The following is a 20,391-nucleotide window of genomic DNA, read 5'->3' on the forward strand; positions in this document are numbered from 1 at the left end:
CAACGTCGGCGCTTGACATGCAACCTTTTAGTTGCATATAGATGGCCATGGATGACGACGCCGTCTTCAAGGCGCTGGCGGACCCAAGCCGCCGGATGCTGCTGGACTGGTTGCGAGAGAGGAACGGCCAGTCCCTGGCGGACCTGTGCCAGGGACTGGCCATGAGCCGGCAGGCGGTCGCGAAGCACCTTGGTATCCTGGAGGATGCCAATCTGGTCGCCACGCGCCGCAGGGGGCGGGAAAAGCTGCACTACCTCAACCCGGTGCCCATAAACCGGATCGCGGAACGATGGATCAGCCGGTTCGATCAACCGCGACTGGATGCCTTGTCCAATTTGAAACGAAGACTGGAAGGAGAGGAGTCATGACTGCTGCTGGAAGCTCCGAATTCGTCTACGTCACCTATATTCGCACCACGCCTGAACGTCTGTGGTCAGCCCTGACCGAAGCCGACTTCATGCGGCAATACTGGTTCGGAATGCATATCGAGTCCGATTGGAAAGCCGGATCGCCCTGGCGGCTGCTTTTCACGGACGGCCGCGTGGCGGACTCGGGCGAGGTGCTGGAATCGGACCCGCCCCGCCGGCTCGTCCTGCGGTGGCAGCATCGCCTGCGCCCGGAACTGGAGGCGGAAGGGCCGGCCCGCTGCGAGATCGAGATCGAGCCGGTGGGAGACGCCGTGAAACTGGCAATCGTCCATACAATGGACCGCCCGCGATCGGGTCTGATCGGTGCGGTCGGCGATGGTTGGCCGAAGATCCTGTCCAACCTGAAATCGCTTCTGGAAGCAGGGCGGGTGGCGCTGGATACGAAGTTGTAAAGTCCGCGGCATCGGCACCGCCCCCATGTCCCGCCCCGTGATGCTGGCCATGGAATGCCATTCAAGCTTTTGCCGAAACGGCGCCGTCCCGGACCGAAACTCCGATCGCACGGCGTAACCGGTTGGCCCACGCCAACCATGAGGGGTGGCTCTGTCCAGGCAGCGTCAAGCCACCCGGGGTGATGGCCTTCCGCCGGCAGGCCATCACCCGCCATGGCTACCGCTCCGTCTGCAGAACGGCCGGATTGGTCACACGCACCGGCTTGCCGTCCAGAAATGCCAGCGCGTTTTCCACCATCTGCGGGTAGAACGTATCCCAGGTTTCCTTGATGCAATAACCCAGATGTGGCGTCAGCACGGTGTTCGGCGCACTGCGCAGCGGGTGGTCGGGCGGCAGCGGCTCATGATCATACACATCCAGCGCGGCGATGATCTTGCCGGCGTGCACCGCGTTCAGCAGCGCCGTTTCATCGATGATCGGCCCTCGCGACGTGTTGATCAGGATCGCGCCCGGCTTCATCCGAGCGATGTCGCCGGCGCCGATCAGGCCGCGGCTGCGGTCGGAGAGGACCATGTGGATGCTGATCGCATCCGCGGTCGTCATCAGCTCATCCTTCGGGACGTAGCGCGCGCCCGCCGCCTCGGCTTTTTCCGGGGTCAGGTTCTGGCTCCAGGCGATCACGTTCATCCGCAGCGCCTTGCAATAGGTGGCCATGTAGCTGCCCAGCCGACCCAGGCCGACGATGCCCATCGTCTTGCCGGCCAGTCCGATCCCGACCGGCACACCCATCTGGAAGCCCCCCGCGCGGATTCGCTCATCCCCCACCGCAAGCCCGCGCGCCGCCGCGATCAGCAGGCCCAGCGCCAGTTCTGCCGTCGCCGAATCGCTGTAGCCGCCGCCCTGCGTGTTGCAGACAGGAATGCCTCGCGCGGTGCAGGCCGCGGTGTCCAGGGACAGGTTGCGCGCCCCGGTCATGCCCAGCATCCGCAGCTTCGGCAGGCGGTTGATCAGCGACGCCGGCAGCTTGGTCCGTTCCCGCATCGACAGCACGATGTCGAAATCCGCCAGCCTGGCGACCGCGTCGTCCTCGTCGGCGAAGGCATCGGCGAAGAACACGACATCGGCACGCGCCTCCAGCCTGGACCAGTCGGCCGCACCGCGCGCGACACCCTGCCAGTCGTCCAGCACCGCCACCCGCGACCTGTTGCTCATCGTCGTCTCCTCCTGCATCTCTGGCGCGGACACTGACAACCAAACCCCGCGTCGCGCAAGCGGCGGGACAGGCAGGAAGGAGTCGCCATGACCAATGTCGCCGTCATCGGGGCCGGGCTGATCGGCCGCGCCTGGTCCATCGTTTTCGCGCGCGCCGGGTTCAGTGTCGCGCTTTGGGACCGGTTCCCGCAGCAGACGACGCAGGCCAAGGCCTATATCGCCGACCGGCTGCCGGAACTGTACGCGGCCGGCCTGTTACAGGACGATCCCCAGACGGTGCTGGATCGCGTCACCCCGATGGCATCGCTATGGGAAGCCGTCCGTTCCGCCGATTACGTCCAGGAGAACGGGCCGGAGCGGGTGCCGATCAAGCAGAGCATCTTCTCCGAACTGGACCGCGCGGCACGGCCGGAGGCGATCATCGCATCTTCATCGTCCGGCATTCCGGCCAGCGCCTTCACCGAAGGGCTGAAGGGCTGCGCCCGCTGCCTGATCGCGCATCCGGTCAATCCACCCTACCTGATCCCGGTGGTGGAGATCTGTCCGGCGCCCTGGACATCGGCCAAGGCAGTGGAGACGACGCGGGAGGTCATGACGCGGGCAGGCCAGGTGCCGGCCACCGTGAAGAAGGAGATCGACGGGTTTGCCCTGAACCGGCTGCAGGGTGCTTTGCTGGCCGAGGCATTCCGGCTGATCGCCGACGACGTGATCTCCCCCGCCGACCTGGATGCGCTGGTCAAGCACGGCCTTGGCCTGCGCTGGAGTTTCATGGGACCGCTGGAGACCATCGACCTGAACGCGCCGGGCGGCCTGGCCGACTACTGCAACCGCTATGGCCCGCTCTACGCCACGATGCAAAAGCAGATGACGCCGCTGGACTGGGATGAGGCGCTGGTCGGCCGGCTGCACGACGCGCAGCGGGCACAGTTGCCGGCCAATATGCAATCGGTGCGTCAGGAATGGCGTGACCGCCGGCTGATGGCGCTGTTGGCGCACAAGGCCACGCAACCGGAGTGACGGACGGGGATCGCCCCAAGGGAGCCGGCGACAGAGACTCGCTTCGCCCTGTCGCCGGGCCTTGCACGCCGCCGGTTCCACCGCCAGATCACGCGGATGCGGCAGGCGATCCACGACATCCAGGTGTGCACGCAGGGGCAAGATCTGTACGATGTCACCGGCCTGATCCGTGCCTGGATCGCGCAACAGGGCATCCGGACCGGATTGCTGACGGTCTGGTGCCGCCATACCTCGGCTTCGCTGACGGTGCAGGAGAATGCGGACCCGGATGTCCGTGCCGACTTGCTGGATTTCTTCCGCCGAACGGTCCCCGAGAGCACGCGTTACCGCCATCAGGAGGAAGGGCCGGATGACATGCCGGCCCATATCAAGGCGGCGCTGACCCAGCCCTCGGTGTCCATCCCGATCCGCGACGGCGAGCCCGCGCTGGGTACCTGGCAGGCGGTCTATCTGTTCGAACACCGGGATGCTCCGCACACGCGCGGCCTCACCCTCCACCTGATTGGCGTCTGAATACAGGTCAGGCGCGCCGCGCGCCCTCGCCCAAGCCACCGAACAGCCCGCGCACCCGCTGGAACCAGGCCTCGATCGGATCGTCGTCGGCCAGCACGGCGAACCGGCTGGCGCAGCGCGGCCACATCAACGTCCCCGCCACGATAAAATCCGCATAACTCGGCGCCGTCCCGCCCAGCCAGGGCTGGCTGCGCAGCACCAGCCGCACAGCCTGCAGGGAGTTGCGGAATTCCGCGACGCCTTCCTCCCGCCCCACCTGCACGTCTTCCAGCCTGCGACCGAAACGCTGTTCCCGGCTGGTTCGGAAATAGTCCCGATGCGCCGGATCGATGATGTCCAGTATGTCCCGCACGATCAGCCGGCCGATCCCGCCCGTCAGAACACTATCGGCCCAGGCGTTGACGAAGCGCGCATGCGCCTTTCCCAGCGCGCCGCCGAACAGGGCTGGTCCGTCATATCGGTCCTCGAGATATTCGGCGATCGCCCAGCTGTCGGAAACCACGCGATCCCCGTCCCGGATCACCGGCACCTTGCCCTGACCGGAGAAAGCCAGCTTGTCGGTCTCGGTGAAGCGCCACGGAACCGTCTCCACCGGCAGCCCCTTGTGCGCCAGGGCAAACCGGATCCGCCAGCAATAGGGGCTGAACCGCAGCTCAGGGTCCGCGCCCGCCAGGTCATACATCACGATGCTCATACCCGCAGCATGCTGTGATGCTTGAGCTTCGTCCAGTTTCGCTGGGCCGAGCGCGCGCCGGCATGGTAACGACCGGACCGTGCCAGAGACACCCGCCACCACCGATACCCTGCTGCACCGCACGGCGCGCGGAGCCGGCTGGGTCATGGCCTGGCGCTGGGGCATGCGGGCGCTCGGCCTGGTTTCCACGCTGATCCTGGTGCGCCTGATCGCGCCGGCGGATTTCGGCATCATCGCCCTGGCCACCAGCTTCATGCAGACGATCGACGGCATGCTGACCCTGGGGACCGAGGAAGCCGTCATCCGCGAACGCGCCCCTGGCCGTGACTTCTATGACACCGCCTTCACCATGAACCTGCTGCGCGGCCTGTCGGTCACCGCCCTGGTCGCCGCGCTGGCATGGCCGGCGGCCCATTTCTACGACGACCCCCGGCTCGGACCCGTGCTGCTGTTCATCGCCGCACTGCCGCTGCTGGACGGGCTGTCGAACATCGGCACCGTCGATTTCCGCCGCGACCTCACCTTTCACAAGGAATTCGCGATCATGGTGCTGCCCAAGCTGGCCGGCATCATTGCTGCCATCAGCGCGGCTTTCCTCACTCATTCCTATGTCGCGATGCTGTGCGGCATCGCCGCCAACCGTTCCCTGCGCGTGGTCATGAGCTACGTGATGCACCCGTTCCGCCCCCGCCTGTCCCTGACGGCATGGCAGGGCCTGGCCGGCTATTCGGTCTGGACCTGGGTGCTCAGCCTCGCGGTGCTGGTGCGGGACCGAGCCGACAGCCTGATGCTGGGGCGCATGATGAACACCACTGCGGTCGGCTTCTATGCGGTGGGTGCCGAAATCGCCGCTCTGCCGATGACCGACCTGATCGAGCCGCTGGGACGGGCCGCCTTCTCCGGCTTCGCCGCCGCTCGGACGCATGCAGTGGACCTGGCCGAGACGTGGCTGCGGCTGATCGGCTCCGCCGCCCTGCTGACCCTGCCGGCCGGCGTCGGCCTTTCGCTGGTGGCCGCGCCGCTGGTGGCGCTGGCCTTCGGACCCGGCTGGGACGAGGCGGTACCGGTGCTGCGCATCCTGTCGCTGAGCTTCACCATCCTGGTCTTCGGCCACATGAGCGAGCACCTGCTGAGCGTACATGCCCTGCTGGGACGGCTGGTGGGCATGACCTTGCTGGGCGCGGCGGTGCGCGTCGCGCTGTTGTTCGCGCTGATCCCGCCGCTGGGCCTGACCGGCGCGGCACTGGCCGCGGCCATTGGCATCCTTGTGGACCAGACGTTGCGGGTCGGCAGCACGATGCGGCACTTCCGCATTCGCGTCACGCGGTTGCTGGCACAGGTGTGGCGACCCGCCTGCGCGACCGCGGCAATGGCCGCCGTGCTGATCTGGACCGGCCTGGGCTGGACCAACGCCACCGGCACCCTGCCCCTGATCGCCGCCACTATTCTCGGCGCTGTCGTGTATAGTGGCATGCTGCTGCTGTGCTGGTGGGCCGCCGGCTCCCCGTCCGGGCCGGAGCGCGATCTGCTGACGGTGCTTCGGCGCAAGGCGGCCTCTCTGTAGCCAGCCCGCACCATCCGGCCACCCCGGCGGCGATTACTTGCCGCTCATTCCCAGCTGCGCCTCCTGCACGAGACCGGGACACAGCACCGCAACGTCGGACTGGAAGCGCGACAGCACAGGCTGGCTGACACCCAGCGCCTGCACCGACGCTTCGTCCGCCCCGGCGAGCAGATGTTCGTCTTCATGCGAGGTCACATTGAACAGGTCGCGGATCATGTGAGGAAAGGAAAGATGCACCTGACAATCCTTTTTCTGGAATCCGTCAGCGGTGGCAGCATGACGGATGTCCATACGGTGGGCACAGTCATGCTGCATTGCAACATGATCCTGCCCGACACATGGCTGCCTTTCCGAATCCGGGGGAGCAGATCAACAGGGACCAGTACGCTCCGCGACCTCATCAGATGGCAGCCGTACCGGCCGGTTTCTCACGGGTGCCGGGCGCTTGGTCTTCGCCGGCCGCCGCGCTAACAAAGCCGCAGGACAAGGAGACGTTCCATGAGCCGGCTCTATCGCATCGCCTCGATTCCCGCCGACGGGATCGGACCCAAGGTCATTGCCGCGGGGCTGGAGGTGCTGGACGCTGTCGCCTCTCGCGATGGCGGCTTCGCGCTGGCGGTCGACCATTACGACTGGGGATCGGACCGGTATCGCAAGCATGGCGCGTTCATGCCGGCCGACGCGCTCGCCTGGCTCCGCACCGCCGACGCGATCTATTTCGGCGCGGTGGGCGATCCGGACATCCCCGACCACGTCACGCTATGGGGCCTGCGCCTGCCGATCTGCCAGGGCCTGGACCAATACGCCAATGTCCGGCCCACGCGCATCCTGCCGGGTGTCACCTCACCGCTGCGCGATGTCGGGCCCGGCGACCTGGACTGGGTGATCATTCGTGAAAACTCCGAGGGCGAGTATGCCGGTCAGGGTGGACGCACCCATCGTGGGCTGCCCGAGGAAGTCGCCACCGAGACCGCCATTTTCACCCGTCGCGGGGTGGAACGCATCATGCGCTACGCCTTTGCGACGGCGCAGGCTCGTCCCCGCAAGCTCCTGACGGTGGTGACCAAGTCCAATGCGCAACGGCATGGCATGGTGTTCTGGGATGAGATCGCCGCGCTGGTCAGCCGCGACTTCCCCGACGTGACCTGGGACAAGGAACTGGTGGACGCGATGACCATGCGCATGGTCCGCAAGCCGCAGTCGCTGGACACGATCGTCGCGACGAACCTGCACGCCGATATCCTGTCTGACCTGGCGGCCGCGCTCGCCGGTTCCCTGGGCATCGCCCCGACCGGCAACGTGGATCCGGAGCGGCGGGGGCCGTCCATGTTCGAACCGATCCATGGCTCCGCCTTCGACATCACCGGCAAGGGCATTGCCAACCCGGTCGCGACATTCTGGACCGGCGCGATGATGCTGGAGCATCTGGGCGAGAAGCCCGCCGCCGAGTTGTTGATGCGCGCCGTGGAGCAGGTTTGCGCCGCCGGCGTCCTGACACCCGACCTGGGCGGCAAGGCGACGACCAGGGACGTGACCGCGGCGGTGGTGGAGGCGGTGCGCGGGATGAACCGGTAGGCGGCGGATCGCCCTGGACCGTGGACGCCGGCCGTGCCACCGAGGTGATGGCGCCGGCTGACCCAGCCACGACACCGATCTGAGGGGTTCGTCGTCCAGGCCGGACTTGATCTCATCCGGTCGGTGCACAAGCATGCCAGAGCGCGATCGCCTGAAGCCGGCGGCTGGAGGGCGTCAATCATGCTCTTGAGTCAAAGCGTTGATAGAGCATGACAGGGTCAACCTGAGCCTGTCATGCTCTATCCCGGCTCGCGACCAGAGGGACGTTTCAAAGGAACCGTCATGGACATCGGTGCCACGAAGGTTTTGCCGCCCGACTGTGACGTGCTCGCACCCGACGGAGCGGAGGTGCGGGTGCTGCTGGCCCGCGCCGGCGGCTCGATGGCGCATTTCCGCCTGCCGGCGGGCCAGGTGTCGCGCGCGGTGCGGCACCGGACGGTGGAGGAGATCTGGTACATCCTGTCCGGAACCGGTGCGTTCTGACGCGGTGCCGGCGGCAACCAGTCCTTCGCTACCCTGGCCGCCGGAGTCTGCCTGACGATCCCGGCCGGGGTTGCGTTTCAATTCCGCGCCGATGGCGACGCCGCACTGGAGGCCATCGCGATCACCATGCCGCCCTGGCCTGATCCCTCTGGTCCCAATCCCTCGGGTCCCAATCCCTCTGGTCCCAATCCCTCTGGGCCGCACGAGGCGGAGCCGGCGGAAGGGCCATGGAAGGAGACGTCGGATGGCGCTTGAGTTACGTCCCAACTGCGAGTTCTGCGACAGGGATCTGCCGCCCGAGGCGGGGGATGCGCGTATCTGCTCCTATGAGTGCACCTTCTGCGCCGATTGCGTCGAAACACGTCTGCGCAATGTCTGCCCGAACTGCGGCGGCGGCTTCGTGCCGCGGCCGATCCGGCCGGCGCACGAATGGCGCCCCGGCGTGTCCCGCGCCCGGCAGATGCCCGGCACGAAGCGCGCCGCGCTAAAATACAGCGCAGACGATATCGCCGCCTTCATGGCCCGGGTCTCCGGCATTCCGCCAGCAGAGCGGTAGCGCTGCCTACTCCGCGCCCCAGCCGCCATCGATGACGAGGCTCTGCCCGGTCATGAACGCCGAGGCATCGCTGGCCAGGAACACCACGCCGCCCGCCATGTCGCGCGGCGTCGCGAAGCGGCCCAGCGGGGTGCGCTCCAGCATCCGCTTGCCGTGCACGTCATGCGTCAGCAACTGGTGCGTCAGCGCCGTATCGACCCAGCCGGGCGCGAGCGTGTTGGCGCGTATGCCGCGCTGGGCCCAGTCGATCGCCAGCGCCTTGGTCATCATCTCCACGCCGCCCTTGGACGCGCAATACGGCACGGAGCGGGGCAGCCCGCCATGGCCGGCGACCGAGGACACGTTGATGACGGAGCCGCCTTGCCCCATCGCGCCGCCGAGATACTTGCAGCACAGGAACGTCCCGGTCAGGTTGATGTCGATGATATGCGTCCACTCATCCAGGCCGGTCTTCTCCGCGGTCTTGAAGATCGGATCGACGCCGGCGTTGTTCACCAGCACGTCGATCCGCCCGCAGCGGGCCAACACGGCGTCGCGCAGCGCGATCACCTGATCCTCCCGCGATACATCGCAGGCGATCGGGATCGCACGGTCTCCCATTGCCGCGGCGGCTTCCTCCAGCACCGCCAGCGTGCGGCCGGAGATGACGACGGTAGCGCCGTGGCGGTGCAGGCCCTCGGCCATGCCGCGGCCGATGCCGCGGCCGCCGCCGGTGACGATGCAGACCTTGCCCGTCAGGTCGAAATCCCGGGTCGCGCTCACCAGTTGGCTCCATTGCGGGCAATGCGCTGGGCGATGCTCCAGCGATGGACCTCGGACGGACCGTCATAGATGCGGAACCCACGCATCTCGTTGAAGATGCGCGAAACCAGGGTTTCGCCGGTGACGCCCTGGCCGCCCAGCACCTGCACGCAACGATCGACGACGCGCCAGACCGCTTCCGAGACGAATACCTTTGACATCGAGGATTCGACCGTGCCGCGCGCGCCCTGATCCAGCGTCCAGGCGGTATGCAGGATGGACAGTCGGCTCATGCGGATATCCATTTCGTTGTCAGCCAGCATGAAGCCGACGCCTTCGTGCCCGATCAGCTTCGATCCAAATACGTCCCGTTTCAACGCATAGGCCGTGGCGATGTCGTGGGCGCGCCGCGCGGCTCCCAGCCAGCGCATGCAATGGGTGAGCCGAGCGGGGGCGAGGCGGACCTGGGCATAGCGGAATCCCTTGCCGGGCTCGCCCAGGATGTCAGCCGCGGGGACCCGCAGATTGTTGAAGCGGACGACGCCGTGGCCGCCGGCGAAAGCATGGTCCAGGCTGTCCATCTGGCGCACGATCTCGATGCCCGGCGTATCCATGTCGGCCAGGAACATCGTTGCGTTTCCGTCCTCATCCTTCGCCATGATGATGGCGAAGGCGGCGCCGGTGGCACCGGTGATGAACCATTTCGTGCCGTTGATGACATAGTGGTTGCCATCCTTCACCGCCGTGGTGGCCAGCGCCGCAGGATCCGATCCGGCGCCGGGCGCGGGTTCCGTCATGCAGAAGCAGGATCGCGTGGCGCCGGATGCCAGCGGGCGCAGCCAGCGTTCTTTCTGTTCGCGCGACGCAACGGCTTCCAGCAGGTGCATGTTGCCTTCGTCGGGGGCGAAGATGTGCATCGCCACCGGGCCCAGCAGCGAGTAGCCGGCTTCCTCGAACACCACGGCCTTGCCGACATGCGACAGACCCAGGCCGCCATACTCGGTGCCGACATGCGGCGCGACCAGCCCCTCGGCGGCGGCCAGGGCCACCAGCTCTTTCCGGAATTCTTCCGTCGGACCGTGATGGGTCTGACGCGAATCACCTTCCAGCGGAATGATCTTGTCGCGGATGAAGGCTTTGGTCCGTTGCCGCAGTTCCTGCAGTTCTGGTGAAAGCGAAAAGTCCATCAGGCATTTCCTTGCAATTGCTCTGGGTCATTCGCTGCGGGCGCGAGCGCCGCCCAATCGGGTTCGGTTGCGCGCGGGGCCGGACGGCCGGCGATCAGCGCCCACCAGCCGGAGAGGCCGGGATGGCGCGCCAGCATGACCGCTGCCGTAGCGGCGGGCCTGGAAAGGCCTCATCGACGGAGCGTGTGATCGCCACGGTTTCGTAGCGGACGAAATCGCCATGCGCCAGCATCGGTACGCGGCCAAACGGGTGCATCGCGCGATCCGCCGGTAGACGCTGAATATGTAGCCATGCAGCCCGCCGCTCATGGTTCCGGGCCGCTTCAGAACGCCCGTCCTTGGGCGATCTCGTGGGTGAATTCCAGGATGCCGGTACCGATCCCGGTCAACGGTGCATAGCGCGGCTCCCGCGTCACGCCGGTGCGATAGCGCAGGCCGAGCTGCAGGAAGATCACCGACAGCTTGTACATGGCCAGCACACGGTGGAACAGGAAGTCGGACATATCGCGGCCGGACAGCCGGGCATAGGCCGCGACCGCGTCCTGGCGGGGGCACAGGCAGGCCTCCACCGCCGGCATCTGTTCCATGTCGTGCATCGCCGGCGGATCATCGGCATGCACCCAGTAGCTCAGCAGGGTGGCGAAATCGAACAGCGGGTCGCCGCGCGTGCCCTGGTCCCAGTCCACCACCGCGCGCGGGGCGAAATCGTTGGGATCGAGGATGATATTGTTCAGCTTGAAGTCGTTATGCAGCAGCGCCGGCTTGCCGTCGGGCACCAGGTTTGCCTCCAGCCAGGCGCCGACGTCCCGGTGCAGCGTTTCCGTCCCCTCCTCCAGCGCCGCCAGGCCGCGCTTGCGCCAGCCAGCGACGCCGCGTGCCAGGAACCCCTCCGGCCGGCCAAGATCATTCAGCCCCACCGCCTTCGTATCCACCGCATGGATCGCCACCAGCGTCTCCAGCAGCACCTGCGACAGCCGCGCGCCGATTTCCGGCCGATGGGCGAGATCGGGGGGCATGTGCTCACGGATCACCAGGCCCGGCCGGTATTCGATGATCTGGAAGCGCTGCCCGATCACCGACGGGTCGTCACACAGGAACAGGCCGCGCGCGATGAACGGCAGTGCGTCCGGCAGCCGCGACAGGATGCGGAACTCGCGCGCCATGTCATAAGCGCCGGCAGGCAGCTCTCCCATCGGCGGGCGCCGCAGCACGGCCGGCTTGCCGTCGAAGCTGACCAGGTAGTTCAGGTTCGCCAGCCCCCCGGCGAACTGGCGCGGCGGCGGATCGGCATCAAGGCTGTGCCCGTTGGCGGCCAGATAGGCGCCGACCGCCGCCCAGTCCAGGGACACGCTTTCGGCGACGGACCGCAGGCCGGTATCGGATGCCACGCTTCCTCCTGCTGCTGTTCAGGGTGTCATACAGCAGGCCGCGAAACGCGCAACCGGATCGATCGGCCCGCCCCCGCCGTCCTGGACAGGGGACGGGGCGCGGGGTACGGTACGACGAACCATCAACGAGGAAACGCCGTGGCGGACCTGTCATGAAGCTGGGCGTGTTCGACCACATGGATCGCGGGCAGGCGCCACTCGACCGCCTTTATGAGGAGCGGTTGGCACTGGTGGAGGCCTATGACCGCGCCGGCTTTTACGGCTATCACGTCGCGGAGCACCACGCGACGCCGCTGGGGGTCGCACCGTCACCCGGGGTTTGGCTGGCCGCCGTGGCGCAGCGGACAAAGCGATTGCGGTTCGGACCGCTGGTCTACCTGCTGCCGCTGTACCATCCGATCAAGCTGCTGGAAGAGATCTGCATGCTGGATCAAATGAGCAGCGGGCGCTTCATGCTGGGCGTCGGGCGCGGCATCTCACCCATCGAGATGGGTTATTACGGCCTGGACCCGGAACAGACCCCCGCGATGTACGCCGAGGCGCTGGAAGTGATCCTGCACGGCATGACCGGCCCCGTGCTGAATTTCCAGGGTAAGCACTACCACTATCGTGACGTACCGATCGAAATGACGCCGTTCCAGCGGCCCCACCCACCGTTGTGGTACGGGCTCGGCCGGCCGGAAGCGATTCCCTGGGCCGCGCAGAACAAGGTCAACATCGTCGGCAACCTGCGGGGTGAGGGCATGCGGGCGCTGACCAGCCGCTACCGCGAGGAATGGGTGCGGCTGGGTCACGACCCTGCCGACATCCCGCTGATGGGCGCCGGCCGACATGTCGTCGTTGCCGAAACGGAAAAGGAAGCGTTGGAGATCGCCCGGCGCGGCTACACGAAATGGCGGACAAGCTTTCTGAAGCTCTGGCTGGCGCATGGCCAGATGCCGTCGCCGCACGCCGTCTTCCCGGAACGGTATGAGGATGCCGAGGCGCAAGGCCGCGCGGTGGCCGGGCCGCCAGACAAGGTGCGCGAGGTGCTGATGCGGGCGGCCGACGATGGCGGCCTGAACTACCTGCTATGCCGGTTCGCCTTCGGCGACATCACCGGCGCCGAGGCGTTGCAGTCGCTCGACCTCTTCACCCGGCACGTGATGCCGGACCTTGTGTCCTATCAGCCCAAGGCATGACCGATGACCGCTGAATACGAACTCTTCGCCCTCCGCTATGCCACGCGCCAGGCGCGGCGGCATGAGCATTTCATCGGTGGCGACCCGCATGACGGGCCGATGCCGATGGACTACTTCGTCTGGCTGGCCCGCAACGCGGACCGGGCGGTGGTGATCGATATCGGCTTCACCGCCGAAAGCGGCGGCAAGCGGGGTCGGACGCTGGAACGGGACCCGATCGATTCGCTGACATTGCTGGGCGTCGATCCGGCCACGGTGAAGGATGTGATCCTGACCCATATGCACTACGACCATGTGGGCAACTTCCATAAATTCCCCAACGCGCGGTTCCATCTGCAGGAGCCGGAGATCCATTACGCGGTCGGTCGCCACATGCGGCACAAGCAGCTGGCCAAGAGTTTCGAGCCCGACGATGTCTGCGGCATCGTGCGGCTGAACTTCGACGGCCGGGTGCACTATCATAACGGTCCGGCCGACATCCTGCCCGGCATCAGCCTGGTGCCGACCGGCGGCCATTCGGCGGGGCTGCAATTCGTGAAGGTGAATACGCGGCGCGGGGTTGTCGTGCTGGCCTCCGACGTCTCGCACTACTATGAGAATATGGAGACGTACCGGCCGTTCACGACGGCGTTCCATATCGGCGACATGCTGGATGCGTTCGATACGCTGCGTACCCATGCGGCCTCGCCCGACCTGATCGTTCCGGGCCACGACCCCCTGGTGATAAAACGCTATCCGCCGGTGTCGCGGGAGCTGGAGGGGATCGCGGTGCGGCTGGACGTGGCACCTACGGTATAACGGCCCGGGCTGAAGGGTCCGGCCACAGACGCGGCTGCCACAGGCGCTGCTGTCCGACGGTCTCTCCCGGCGGGAGATTCCGGTTCGGTCTGGGTTCGATGGTAAGGTCCGCCGCCATGCAGAGACGGCACGAAGAGAGGGATGATGCAATGAACGCCGACGAGCTTCGCGCCCTGCAGGCACCGCTTAAACAGTCCTACCGCGACGATCCGGCGGCCGCGCTGGTGAAGGCCCATGCCGAGGGCAGCCTGGACCCGAATGATATCGCCATCGAGGTCGATGCCTGGCACGGCAAGGTGACGGCCGGGCTGCATCCGGCCGGCGGCGGTACCGGCAAGCTGGCCTGCTCCGCCGATATGCTGCTGGAGGCGCTGGTGGGCTGCGCCGGCGTCACGCTGCGCGCGGTGGCAACCGCGATGGGTGTGACGGTGCGCGGCGGCAAGGTGACCGCCGAGGGCACCTGGGACGCGCGCGGCACGCTGGGCGTGGACAAGGCCGCGCCGGTGGGACTCACGGACATCACGCTGACCTTCGACGTGGATTGCGACGCCGACAAGGCGAAGCTGGAACGGATGATCCAGACGACGGAACGCTACTGCGTCATCCTGCAGACGCTGAAGAACCCGCCGAAGGTGGATTTCAAGGTCGCCTGAGAGACGACGGGCCGCCACGCGGCGGCGGAGCTTTCTCGGGCGGAGGCTGCCTACCCATCCCATACGCTGGACGGCATCGGCAGATCGGCGAAATCCGCCTCATCCAGCCTGACCACGGGCGTGATCCCCGCCCTGTCCAACAGCATGAACCACTGCCGCACATGCTGGCCGCTGTGCCAGGTGGTCCGCTCCATCAGCTCATGCAATGATTGTGGACCGTAATAGGTTTGCACCGTATCGCATGCGGTTTTATCCGCCCGCCCACCCCACCAGGCTTGCAGCCGCCCCAGCACATCCTGTCCATAGGCAGCGATCGCGGTGAAGGACCGCATGTCGTCCGGCGGCGGCAGGTTGCTCGTCTGGCTGTCCAGATAGCCGCCAGCCGCCACCTCCAGCATTGCCTCGGGGATACGGAAGATGTGGTGTCCCAGCACGCGGTAGCTCCGTGGACGGTTCGGCACCTCGGTGTCGAGCGCCGCGTCCGGCATCTGCGCGACGATCCGCACCGCCGTGGCCAGGAAGGTGGTCAGCCGCCGCACCAACTGGTCCGGCGGCAGAACCGGCCCGACATCCTCGGTCAATCCGATGAACTTGACGACATGGCCCAGGTTCTGCGCGAACACCCAGTCGTCGCCGCGCGAGAGCACGGGGACGGAACGGGCTCCGAGCCGGCGCAAGTCCGCAAGCCCATCGGGGTCTTCCAGCACGTTGATAGAGGCGAAAGCGACCGCACGGGCCGACAGAAACTCCTTGAGTTTCAGGCAGCTCGTTCATCCAGGCTGCCAGAACACCTTCAGCTGCGAGTCGCCCTGCATCGCCGCCCCTCCGACACACTGGATTCCTATGAACCCGCGCCTGATCAGCGTCAACGCGATCACGCCTCCCGCATCGCCCGAGCTTGCTTCGCTGCCGGACGGGACCAGCAGCGTGTCAGCCAGTCCTGGACATGCGGCCAGCGCCCCAGATCCATCGAGAGCCCGCGATACAGCGCGCTGGCGACGTTCAGGTCCGCCACCGAGAAATCCGGACCGGCCAGCCAGGGCGTCTTGCCCACGGCGGAGTTCAACACATCCAGTGCCGGCTGGACCGCTGACCAGGCCGCCTCGGCGACCGCCGCGTCGCGCTGCTCGGCCGGCAGCGCGCTGGTGTGGTTGACGTAATTGACGAGCTGACGGTCCAGCTTGTCGGTCTCCCACAGGCTCCATTGCCAGGCCAGGGCCTCATGCCGCGGGTCGGCGGGATACAGCGGACTGCCATGCTTCTTCGCCAGATACAGGTTGATCGCCATCGATTCCGCCAGCACGAACCCGTCATCGTCGATGACCGGCACCTGGCCGTTCGGGTTCATCGCCAGAAACGCCGGTGTGCGTGTTTCGGGGGAACGCGGCAGATAATCCTCATGCCGATATGCGATGCCCAGTTCCGCCAGCATCCATAACGTGCGCACCGCGCGGGAGCGAGCCGACCCGTACAACGTCAACATCGATGTTTTCCCTCTCGTGTTCCGCCTTTGCCGGTCAGTGTGCCGGCGCGACCGCAATGTCCAGCCAGCCCCTTCTGTCGAACCGCGCCTGATCGCCCGGACGCAGCAGGACGGTGGTCGTATCCGATTCGACCACCGCGGGACCGGGCACGACCTGGTCACCCGCCAGCTCCCCGAAGGCGAACACCGGCACCGACCGCCAACCGCCCAGGAACACACGGCGCTGTGCCTTGGGCACCGCCCGCGCCTCCATGTTGCCGCGCAGCGCGGAGGGAAGCGGCCGCAACCGACCCACGGCGGACAGCCGAGCGTTCACGAGGACGACTTCCTGGTCACGCAGGGCGTACGTGTACAAGGCTTCATGCGCGGCGTGAAACCGTTCGGCGAGCCGGACCGGCAGGTCGGACGCGGACCATTCGATATCGTCCAACGGAACCGCGATCTCGAATACCTGCTCCCCATAGCGCATGTCGGCGGAACGGTGCAGCACCACGTTCCCCTCGAACCAGGCCAGCCGCGCGCGGCCTTCCTGTTCCATCGCGGAGAAGGCATCGGTCAGCGCCCCGATGTCGATGGCGCCGGACTGGCCCAGGCTGCGGCTGAGTTCGACGCGCAGATCCGTGTTCAGCATGCCCCAGGCGGACAGCACCGAGGCCGTTTCCGGTACGGCAACCCGCGCCATGCCCAGTTCGGCGGCGACGGCAGTGACGTGAAGGCCGGCGGCGCCACCGAAGGCCAGCAAGATGAACCGCCGCGGATCGACCCCGCGCCGCACTGTCGCCACGCGCACGCCATCAGCCATGCGGCTGTTGACCAGCCGATGGATGCCCCCGGCCGCCTCGGCCACGGAAACACCCAGTTGCTCCGCCAGCCGCGTGACGGCGGCGGTCGCGGCGTCCAGGTCCAGGCGCGTTTGGCCACCCAGGAAATTCGCCGGATCCAGATAGCCCAGCACCAGGTTCGCATCGGTCACGGTCGGCGCCGTACCTCCCTGCCCGTAGCAGGCCGGCCCTGGCACCGCGCCAGCGCTTTCCGGCCCCACCGCCAGCAGCCCGGTCCGGTCCAGCTTGCCGATCGATCCACCGCCGGCGCCGAGGGTGACGATATCGAGGCTTTGCAATGCGATGCGGGCGGTACCGACGGCCTTGTCGCCAGCCAGCAATGGCCGGCCATCGCGCACGACGGCGATATCGGTCGACGTGCCACCCATATCGAATCCGATCACGTTCTCGGCCAGTCCCGCTCGGCTGAGCGCCACGGCCGCCGCGACGCCGCCAGCCGGACCGGACAGCGCGGTGCCGGCGGCCAGCCGCGTGGCCTCATCGACCGAGGCGACCCCACCATGCGACAGGATGACCAGCAGTTCAGCACCGAACCCCGCCGCTCGCAGGCGGGTTTGCAGCCGGCCCAGATAGTGGCGGATCACCGGCCCCACCGCGGCATTGGCAACGGTGGTGGAGAACCTCTCGAACTCCTTGATCTGCGGCAGCACGTCGAAGGAGGTGGTGACATAGACGTCCGGCATCGCCGCCCGCACCGCGTCGGCCGCCTGTTGTTCGTGCGCCGGATTGCACCAGCTATGCAGGAAGCAGATCGCCACGGCCTGGACACCGGATTGTGCCAGCCTATCGATGGTGTTCTTCAGCGAGACGGCGTCCAGCGGCGTTTCGACCGTGCCGTCCGCCCGCATCCGCTCCCGCACCGCCAGGCGCAGATGGCGCGGCACCAGCGGGGCCGGCGGCGCCATGCGCAGGTTGTAGCGCTCGGGCTTCAGCCCTTCCCGCATTTCGATGACGTCGCGGTGACCCTCCGTGGTCAGCAAGCCGACCGGTGCGGTTTTGGCTTCCAGCAGGGCATTGGTGCCGGCCGTGGTGCCATGGACGATGCGGCTGGTTGCCTGAAGCAGGGAGGCGGTAGAGAGGCCGAGACGCTTCGCCGCCAGGGCGATGCCGTCCAGCACGCCGTCCGACTGGTCGGCGGGCGTCGTGGGGGCCTTGGCGATGATGGTCGCGCCGGCGGCGTCGGCGACGACGATGTCGGTGAAGGTGCCGCCGACATCGATGCCGATCGTATAGGAATCCGTCATGGGTTCGTCATGCAATCAGATCGGTGCCGACATAGATGTCGGCCAGCGGGACGCGGAAACCGATGGCGCTCAAGACCAGATCGCCGTCGGTGATCCGCTCCGGCGTCTCCGGCCAGGCGCCAGTCGCGTCGCGGCCCAGCAGGTGGGCGCCAACGGCGTCACTCAGCAGGACGAGAATCTCCCGGACCGACGGAATACTCGTATAGGTCCAGACATTCGACCACGTTTCGGCGCGATTGCTGGTCGACAGGATCTCGATCAGCAGGATGGGATCGGTGATCGTCTGTTGGCCTAGCCGGACAGGCGTGCAGGTTACGCCAAGATCCGGAACCCGAACATTATCGGCCGACAATACACCCGACAATACACGTGGAATGACGCCTGGCGCGGTGATTACCTGACAGCCTTTTCCCTGCCGCCGCAGATGGTCGCGGATCAGGCCGGACGACTCGCTCTGCAGCAGACCATGCAGGAGCAGACCATGCAGGACGTTCGCCGGCGCCATCGCGCGCGGCTGTCCGTCGACCAGCTCATAGCGCTGGCCGTCCCCGGGTTCCCAGCGGAGGAACACGTCGGCCGTCATCTGATCCGGCCGTTCCAGCGATACGATCATACCATCACCCTACCACCCCGCCCCCATCCGGTCACGCCAACCCCGCTTTTGCATCCGCCGCACGCGCCGCGTCATCCCGCGACGCCGGATCGCCCCAGCCGCCACCGCCACCGGACAGCACGTGAATGACGCTGCCCGTGGGTACCGGCACGTTCACCTCCTTGCTCTTCAGCTTCCGAGGTTCGGCGTTTGGTGCCAGCAACGTGTAGTCATGGGGCGTGCCATCGCATCCGCCGCACATGCCGCGGGCGCCGTGCACCACGCCCTCGCCGGCGGTGTTGGCCATCGTGGTGCCGGCCGCCTCGATCCGCAGCCGCATGTCGCCGCCATAGCCGCCGCGGAACTGGCCATCGCCCGCCGAACCGCGGCGGTATTCATGTGTCTCGAACACCAGCGGGAAGCGGGTTTCCGCGACTTCTATGCTGCCGAACTTGATGCCGCCCGCACTGTGCCATTCGCCGATCGTGGAATACCCGTCGCCGGCGACCGAACCGCCGCCGCCCGGCCGCGCCTGAAACATGTGCCAGATGAAGCGCCGTCCGGTGCGCGGATCGGTGCCGTTCAGCGCGATGCGCAGACGCCGTCCCCAGCCGCCCATCGCCCGTTCGGGACAGGCTTGCGACAGGGCGACGATGATCGCCTCGATGACCTCGTTGGAGCAGTGGCTGGTACACATCGTCACCGGCGCACCTTCCCGTGCCCAGACAATCGTTCCCTCTTTCAGCTTCACCGTCAGCGGCCGGAACGCGCCCTCGTTCTTGGTGATGTCGGGATCGAGCAGGAAGGCGAAGGCGATCGCCACCGCCGACTGGGTGTTGGCGTGGGAGGAGTTGATGAAGCCGGTCACCTGCGGGTCGGACTCGGTCAGGTCCACCGTCACGTCGCTGCCAGCCTTGGTCACGCGCGCACGGATGACGATGTCCTTGCGGTCAAAACCGTCATCGTCCAGGACGGCCTCGCCATAATAGACCCCGTCCGCCCAGCCGGCGACGATATCTCGAGAGTAGCGTTCGGTCGCGTCCAGCATCGCCTCGATCGACGCCGACAGGGTTGCCGCGCCGAATTCGGCGATCACCGAAGACAGCCGCACCTCGCCCAGCCGCGCACTGCCGATCTGCGCGGCAAGATCACCACGGAAGTCGCGGGGATGGCGGACATTCAGCGCCAGCATTTCCAGCAAATCCTCGCGCAGCACGCCGTTCTCGGTCAGCCGCACCGGCGGCAGGCGCAGCCCCTCGTGCCAGATTTCCGTCGCCGCCGGGTTGTAGGCGCCATGGGTGGCGCCCCCGATGTCGGAATGGTGCGCGCGCACCACCGACCAGAACATCAGTGCGCCGTCGGCAAAGACAGGCACGAAGACGGTCAGGTCCGGCAAATGCGACCCGCCGCGATACGGGTCGTTCAACAGATAGACATCGCCCGGGCGCGGATCCGGGAATCGCGCCGCCAGCGCCTTCACCGCCCAGGCCATGGCGCCGACATGCACCGGGATATGGTCTGCCTGTGCGACAAGACGGCACTGCGCATCCACCAGTGCGATCGAGAAGTCGCGGGACGAGTTCAAGATCTGGGAGTAGGCGGTCCGCAGCATCGCCTCGCCCATCTCCTCGGCGATGGCATTCAGACGATTCTGCAGCACGGCGATGGTGATCGGATCGGTCATGCCGCCATCGTGCACCCGCGGAGGCCTGGCGGAAAAGCCATCATCGCGACCGGGAGCGCCATTTCAACATTGTTCCGCCACGGAGCGTTTGCGTTGCCAGGGGGCTCGTGCCAGGGGGCTCGTGCCAGGGGGCTCGTGCCAAGGGGTCGTTGCCCCCAAAGCC

General features: G+C 66.9%; 22 protein-coding genes and 1 pseudogene. 11 read left to right on the forward strand and 12 right to left on the reverse strand.

Annotation, left to right across the window (positions count from 1 at the left end; all coding sequences use genetic code 11):
• Positions 1-47: 47 nt before the first annotated feature.
• Together VHC04_RS12960 and VHC04_RS12965 are read left to right on the forward strand one after the other, a co-directional pair.
• Entirely contained in the window at positions 48-368 is a 321-nt protein-coding gene (locus tag VHC04_RS12960) for an ArsR/SmtB family transcription factor (protein WP_325681816.1), read from the forward strand.
• On the forward strand, positions 365-820 hold the full coding sequence (locus VHC04_RS12965) for an SRPBCC family protein (protein WP_325681818.1): 456 nt from the start codon (positions 365-367) through the stop codon (positions 818-820). Before VHC04_RS12960 ends, VHC04_RS12965 begins: the two co-directional genes overlap by 4 nt.
• A 217-nt stretch (positions 821-1,037) precedes the next feature.
• Here the strand turns inward: VHC04_RS12965 and VHC04_RS12970 are convergent, their stop codons facing one another.
• The gene (locus tag VHC04_RS12970) at positions 1,038-2,033 is read right to left on the reverse strand and encodes a D-2-hydroxyacid dehydrogenase family protein (RefSeq protein WP_325681820.1); all 996 of its coding nucleotides are present in this window, start codon (positions 2,031-2,033) and stop codon (positions 1,038-1,040) included.
• An 87-nt stretch (positions 2,034-2,120) separates the two neighbouring features.
• Here VHC04_RS12970 and VHC04_RS12975 point away from each other — a divergent pair, with 87 nt between their 5' ends.
• Both VHC04_RS12975 and VHC04_RS12980 read left to right on the forward strand, forming a co-directional pair.
• A complete protein-coding gene (locus VHC04_RS12975; RefSeq protein WP_325681822.1) occupies positions 2,121-3,050 on the forward strand; it encodes a 3-hydroxyacyl-CoA dehydrogenase in 930 nt (309 codons plus the stop codon).
• 96 nt (positions 3,051-3,146) lie between these two features.
• Entirely contained in the window at positions 3,147-3,563 is a 417-nt protein-coding gene (locus VHC04_RS12980; RefSeq protein WP_325681824.1) for a secondary thiamine-phosphate synthase enzyme YjbQ, read from the forward strand.
• A 7-nt stretch (positions 3,564-3,570) separates the two neighbouring features.
• Here VHC04_RS12980 and VHC04_RS12985 read toward each other — a convergent pair whose 3' ends face one another.
• Entirely contained in the window at positions 3,571-4,257 is a 687-nt protein-coding gene (locus tag VHC04_RS12985; RefSeq protein ID WP_325681826.1) for a glutathione S-transferase family protein, read from the reverse strand.
• Positions 4,258-4,336: 79 nt separating this feature from the next.
• Between VHC04_RS12985 and VHC04_RS12990 the strand changes: the two genes are divergently transcribed.
• Positions 4,337-5,821, forward strand: coding sequence for an oligosaccharide flippase family protein (locus VHC04_RS12990; protein WP_325681828.1), 1,485 nt, complete (start codon positions 4,337-4,339; stop codon positions 5,819-5,821).
• Positions 5,822-5,854: 33 nt separating this feature from the next.
• Here the strand turns inward: VHC04_RS12990 and VHC04_RS12995 are convergent, their stop codons facing one another.
• Positions 5,855-6,136 (reverse strand): hypothetical protein, encoded by a 282-nt coding sequence (locus tag VHC04_RS12995; protein ID WP_325681830.1) that lies wholly within the window; start codon positions 6,134-6,136, stop codon positions 5,855-5,857.
• Positions 6,137-6,319: 183 nt separating this feature from the next.
• Here VHC04_RS12995 and VHC04_RS13000 point away from each other — a divergent pair, with 183 nt between their 5' ends.
• From VHC04_RS13000 to VHC04_RS13010, 3 genes are all read left to right on the forward strand, one after another.
• Positions 6,320-7,396 (forward strand): tartrate dehydrogenase, encoded by a 1,077-nt coding sequence (locus tag VHC04_RS13000; RefSeq protein WP_325681832.1) that lies wholly within the window; start codon positions 6,320-6,322, stop codon positions 7,394-7,396.
• A 282-nt stretch (positions 7,397-7,678) separates the two neighbouring features.
• On the forward strand, positions 7,679-7,879 hold the full coding sequence (locus VHC04_RS13005; protein WP_325681834.1) for a hypothetical protein: 201 nt from the start codon (positions 7,679-7,681) through the stop codon (positions 7,877-7,879).
• A gap of 244 nt (positions 7,880-8,123) precedes the next feature.
• Entirely contained in the window at positions 8,124-8,435 is a 312-nt protein-coding gene (locus VHC04_RS13010; RefSeq protein WP_325681836.1) for a DUF1272 domain-containing protein, read from the forward strand.
• Positions 8,436-8,441: 6 nt separating this feature from the next.
• Here the strand turns inward: VHC04_RS13010 and VHC04_RS13015 are convergent, their stop codons facing one another.
• From VHC04_RS13015 to VHC04_RS13025, 3 genes are all read right to left on the reverse strand, one after another.
• Positions 8,442-9,197 carry an SDR family NAD(P)-dependent oxidoreductase gene (locus VHC04_RS13015; RefSeq protein WP_325681838.1) on the reverse strand — a complete coding sequence of 252 codons (756 nt, stop codon included), beginning with the start codon at positions 9,195-9,197 and terminating at the stop codon, positions 8,442-8,444.
• Entirely contained in the window at positions 9,194-10,363 is a 1,170-nt protein-coding gene (locus tag VHC04_RS13020) for an acyl-CoA dehydrogenase family protein (protein ID WP_325681840.1), read from the reverse strand. Before VHC04_RS13020 ends, VHC04_RS13015 begins: the two co-directional genes overlap by 4 nt.
• Positions 10,364-10,686: 323 nt before the next feature.
• Positions 10,687-11,751, reverse strand: coding sequence for a phosphotransferase family protein (locus VHC04_RS13025; protein WP_325681842.1), 1,065 nt, complete (start codon positions 11,749-11,751; stop codon positions 10,687-10,689).
• A 152-nt stretch (positions 11,752-11,903) separates the two neighbouring features.
• On the opposite strand from VHC04_RS13025, the gene VHC04_RS13030 reads away from it, so the two are divergent.
• The 3 genes from VHC04_RS13030 to VHC04_RS13040 all read left to right on the forward strand — a co-directional run bounded on the left by VHC04_RS13030 (position 11,904) and on the right by VHC04_RS13040 (position 14,383).
• Positions 11,904-12,932, forward strand: a complete 1,029-nt coding sequence (locus tag VHC04_RS13030; RefSeq protein ID WP_325681844.1) for an LLM class flavin-dependent oxidoreductase — start codon at positions 11,904-11,906, stop codon at positions 12,930-12,932.
• A 3-nt stretch (positions 12,933-12,935) separates the two neighbouring features.
• On the forward strand, positions 12,936-13,730 hold the full coding sequence (locus VHC04_RS13035) for an N-acyl homoserine lactonase family protein (protein WP_325681846.1): 795 nt from the start codon (positions 12,936-12,938) through the stop codon (positions 13,728-13,730).
• Between the two features lie 149 nt (positions 13,731-13,879).
• Positions 13,880-14,383 carry an OsmC family protein gene (locus VHC04_RS13040; protein ID WP_325681848.1) on the forward strand — a complete coding sequence of 168 codons (504 nt, stop codon included), beginning with the start codon at positions 13,880-13,882 and terminating at the stop codon, positions 14,381-14,383.
• A gap of 50 nt (positions 14,384-14,433) precedes the next feature.
• Here VHC04_RS13040 and VHC04_RS13045 read toward each other — a convergent pair whose 3' ends face one another.
• The 6 genes and pseudogenes from VHC04_RS13045 to VHC04_RS13065 form a co-directional block, all read right to left on the reverse strand.
• Entirely contained in the window at positions 14,434-15,030 is a 597-nt protein-coding gene (locus VHC04_RS13045) for a DinB family protein (RefSeq protein ID WP_325681850.1), read from the reverse strand.
• A 3-nt stretch (positions 15,031-15,033) separates the two neighbouring features.
• Positions 15,034-15,144: pseudogene (locus VHC04_RS23060) on the reverse strand (hypothetical protein); the annotation flags it as partial.
• 113 nt (positions 15,145-15,257) lie between these two features.
• Positions 15,258-15,866, reverse strand: a complete 609-nt coding sequence (locus VHC04_RS13050; protein WP_325681852.1) for a glutathione S-transferase family protein — start codon at positions 15,864-15,866, stop codon at positions 15,258-15,260.
• A 34-nt stretch (positions 15,867-15,900) separates the two neighbouring features.
• Positions 15,901-17,952: a hydantoinase/oxoprolinase family protein gene (locus VHC04_RS13055; protein ID WP_325681854.1), complete on the reverse strand. Its 2,052-nt coding sequence runs from the start codon at positions 17,950-17,952 to the stop codon at positions 15,901-15,903.
• 7 nt (positions 17,953-17,959) lie between these two features.
• Positions 17,960-18,565 carry a Uma2 family endonuclease gene (locus tag VHC04_RS13060; protein ID WP_325681856.1) on the reverse strand — a complete coding sequence of 202 codons (606 nt, stop codon included), beginning with the start codon at positions 18,563-18,565 and terminating at the stop codon, positions 17,960-17,962.
• 31 nt (positions 18,566-18,596) lie between these two features.
• Positions 18,597-20,228, reverse strand: coding sequence for a hydantoinase B/oxoprolinase family protein (locus VHC04_RS13065; protein ID WP_325681858.1), 1,632 nt, complete (start codon positions 20,226-20,228; stop codon positions 18,597-18,599).
• Positions 20,229-20,391 lie beyond the last annotated feature (163 nt).

The organism is Rhodopila sp. (assembly GCF_035548095.1).
In the GTDB taxonomy this organism is placed as follows: domain Bacteria; phylum Pseudomonadota; class Alphaproteobacteria; order Acetobacterales; family Acetobacteraceae; genus Rhodopila.

Coding starts and splice junctions, on each gene's coding strand:
- VHC04_RS12980 (WP_325681824.1), top strand. CDS start 3,147: ATGCGGCAGGCGATCCACGACATCCAGGTGTGCACGCAGGGGCAAGAT.
- VHC04_RS12995 (WP_325681830.1), bottom strand. CDS start 6,136: ATGCAGCATGACTGTGCCCACCGTATGGACATCCGTCATGCTGCCACC.
- VHC04_RS13035 (WP_325681846.1), top strand. CDS start 12,936: ATGACCGCTGAATACGAACTCTTCGCCCTCCGCTATGCCACGCGCCAG.
- VHC04_RS12965 (WP_325681818.1), top strand. CDS start 365: ATGACTGCTGCTGGAAGCTCCGAATTCGTCTACGTCACCTATATTCGC.
- VHC04_RS12960 (WP_325681816.1), top strand. CDS start 48: ATGGATGACGACGCCGTCTTCAAGGCGCTGGCGGACCCAAGCCGCCGG.
- VHC04_RS13060 (WP_325681856.1), bottom strand. CDS start 18,565: ATGATCGTATCGCTGGAACGGCCGGATCAGATGACGGCCGACGTGTTC.
- VHC04_RS13005 (WP_325681834.1), top strand. CDS start 7,679: ATGGACATCGGTGCCACGAAGGTTTTGCCGCCCGACTGTGACGTGCTC.
- VHC04_RS13030 (WP_325681844.1), top strand. CDS start 11,904: ATGAAGCTGGGCGTGTTCGACCACATGGATCGCGGGCAGGCGCCACTC.
- VHC04_RS13050 (WP_325681852.1), bottom strand. CDS start 15,866: ATGTTGACGTTGTACGGGTCGGCTCGCTCCCGCGCGGTGCGCACGTTA.
- VHC04_RS12985 (WP_325681826.1), bottom strand. CDS start 4,257: ATGAGCATCGTGATGTATGACCTGGCGGGCGCGGACCCTGAGCTGCGG.
- VHC04_RS13065 (WP_325681858.1), bottom strand. CDS start 20,228: ATGACCGATCCGATCACCATCGCCGTGCTGCAGAATCGTCTGAATGCC.
- VHC04_RS13040 (WP_325681848.1), top strand. CDS start 13,880: ATGAACGCCGACGAGCTTCGCGCCCTGCAGGCACCGCTTAAACAGTCC.
- VHC04_RS13000 (WP_325681832.1), top strand. CDS start 6,320: ATGAGCCGGCTCTATCGCATCGCCTCGATTCCCGCCGACGGGATCGGA.
- VHC04_RS13010 (WP_325681836.1), top strand. CDS start 8,124: ATGGCGCTTGAGTTACGTCCCAACTGCGAGTTCTGCGACAGGGATCTG.
- VHC04_RS12975 (WP_325681822.1), top strand. CDS start 2,121: ATGACCAATGTCGCCGTCATCGGGGCCGGGCTGATCGGCCGCGCCTGG.
- VHC04_RS12970 (WP_325681820.1), bottom strand. CDS start 2,033: ATGAGCAACAGGTCGCGGGTGGCGGTGCTGGACGACTGGCAGGGTGTC.
- VHC04_RS13055 (WP_325681854.1), bottom strand. CDS start 17,952: ATGACGGATTCCTATACGATCGGCATCGATGTCGGCGGCACCTTCACC.
- VHC04_RS13020 (WP_325681840.1), bottom strand. CDS start 10,363: ATGGACTTTTCGCTTTCACCAGAACTGCAGGAACTGCGGCAACGGACC.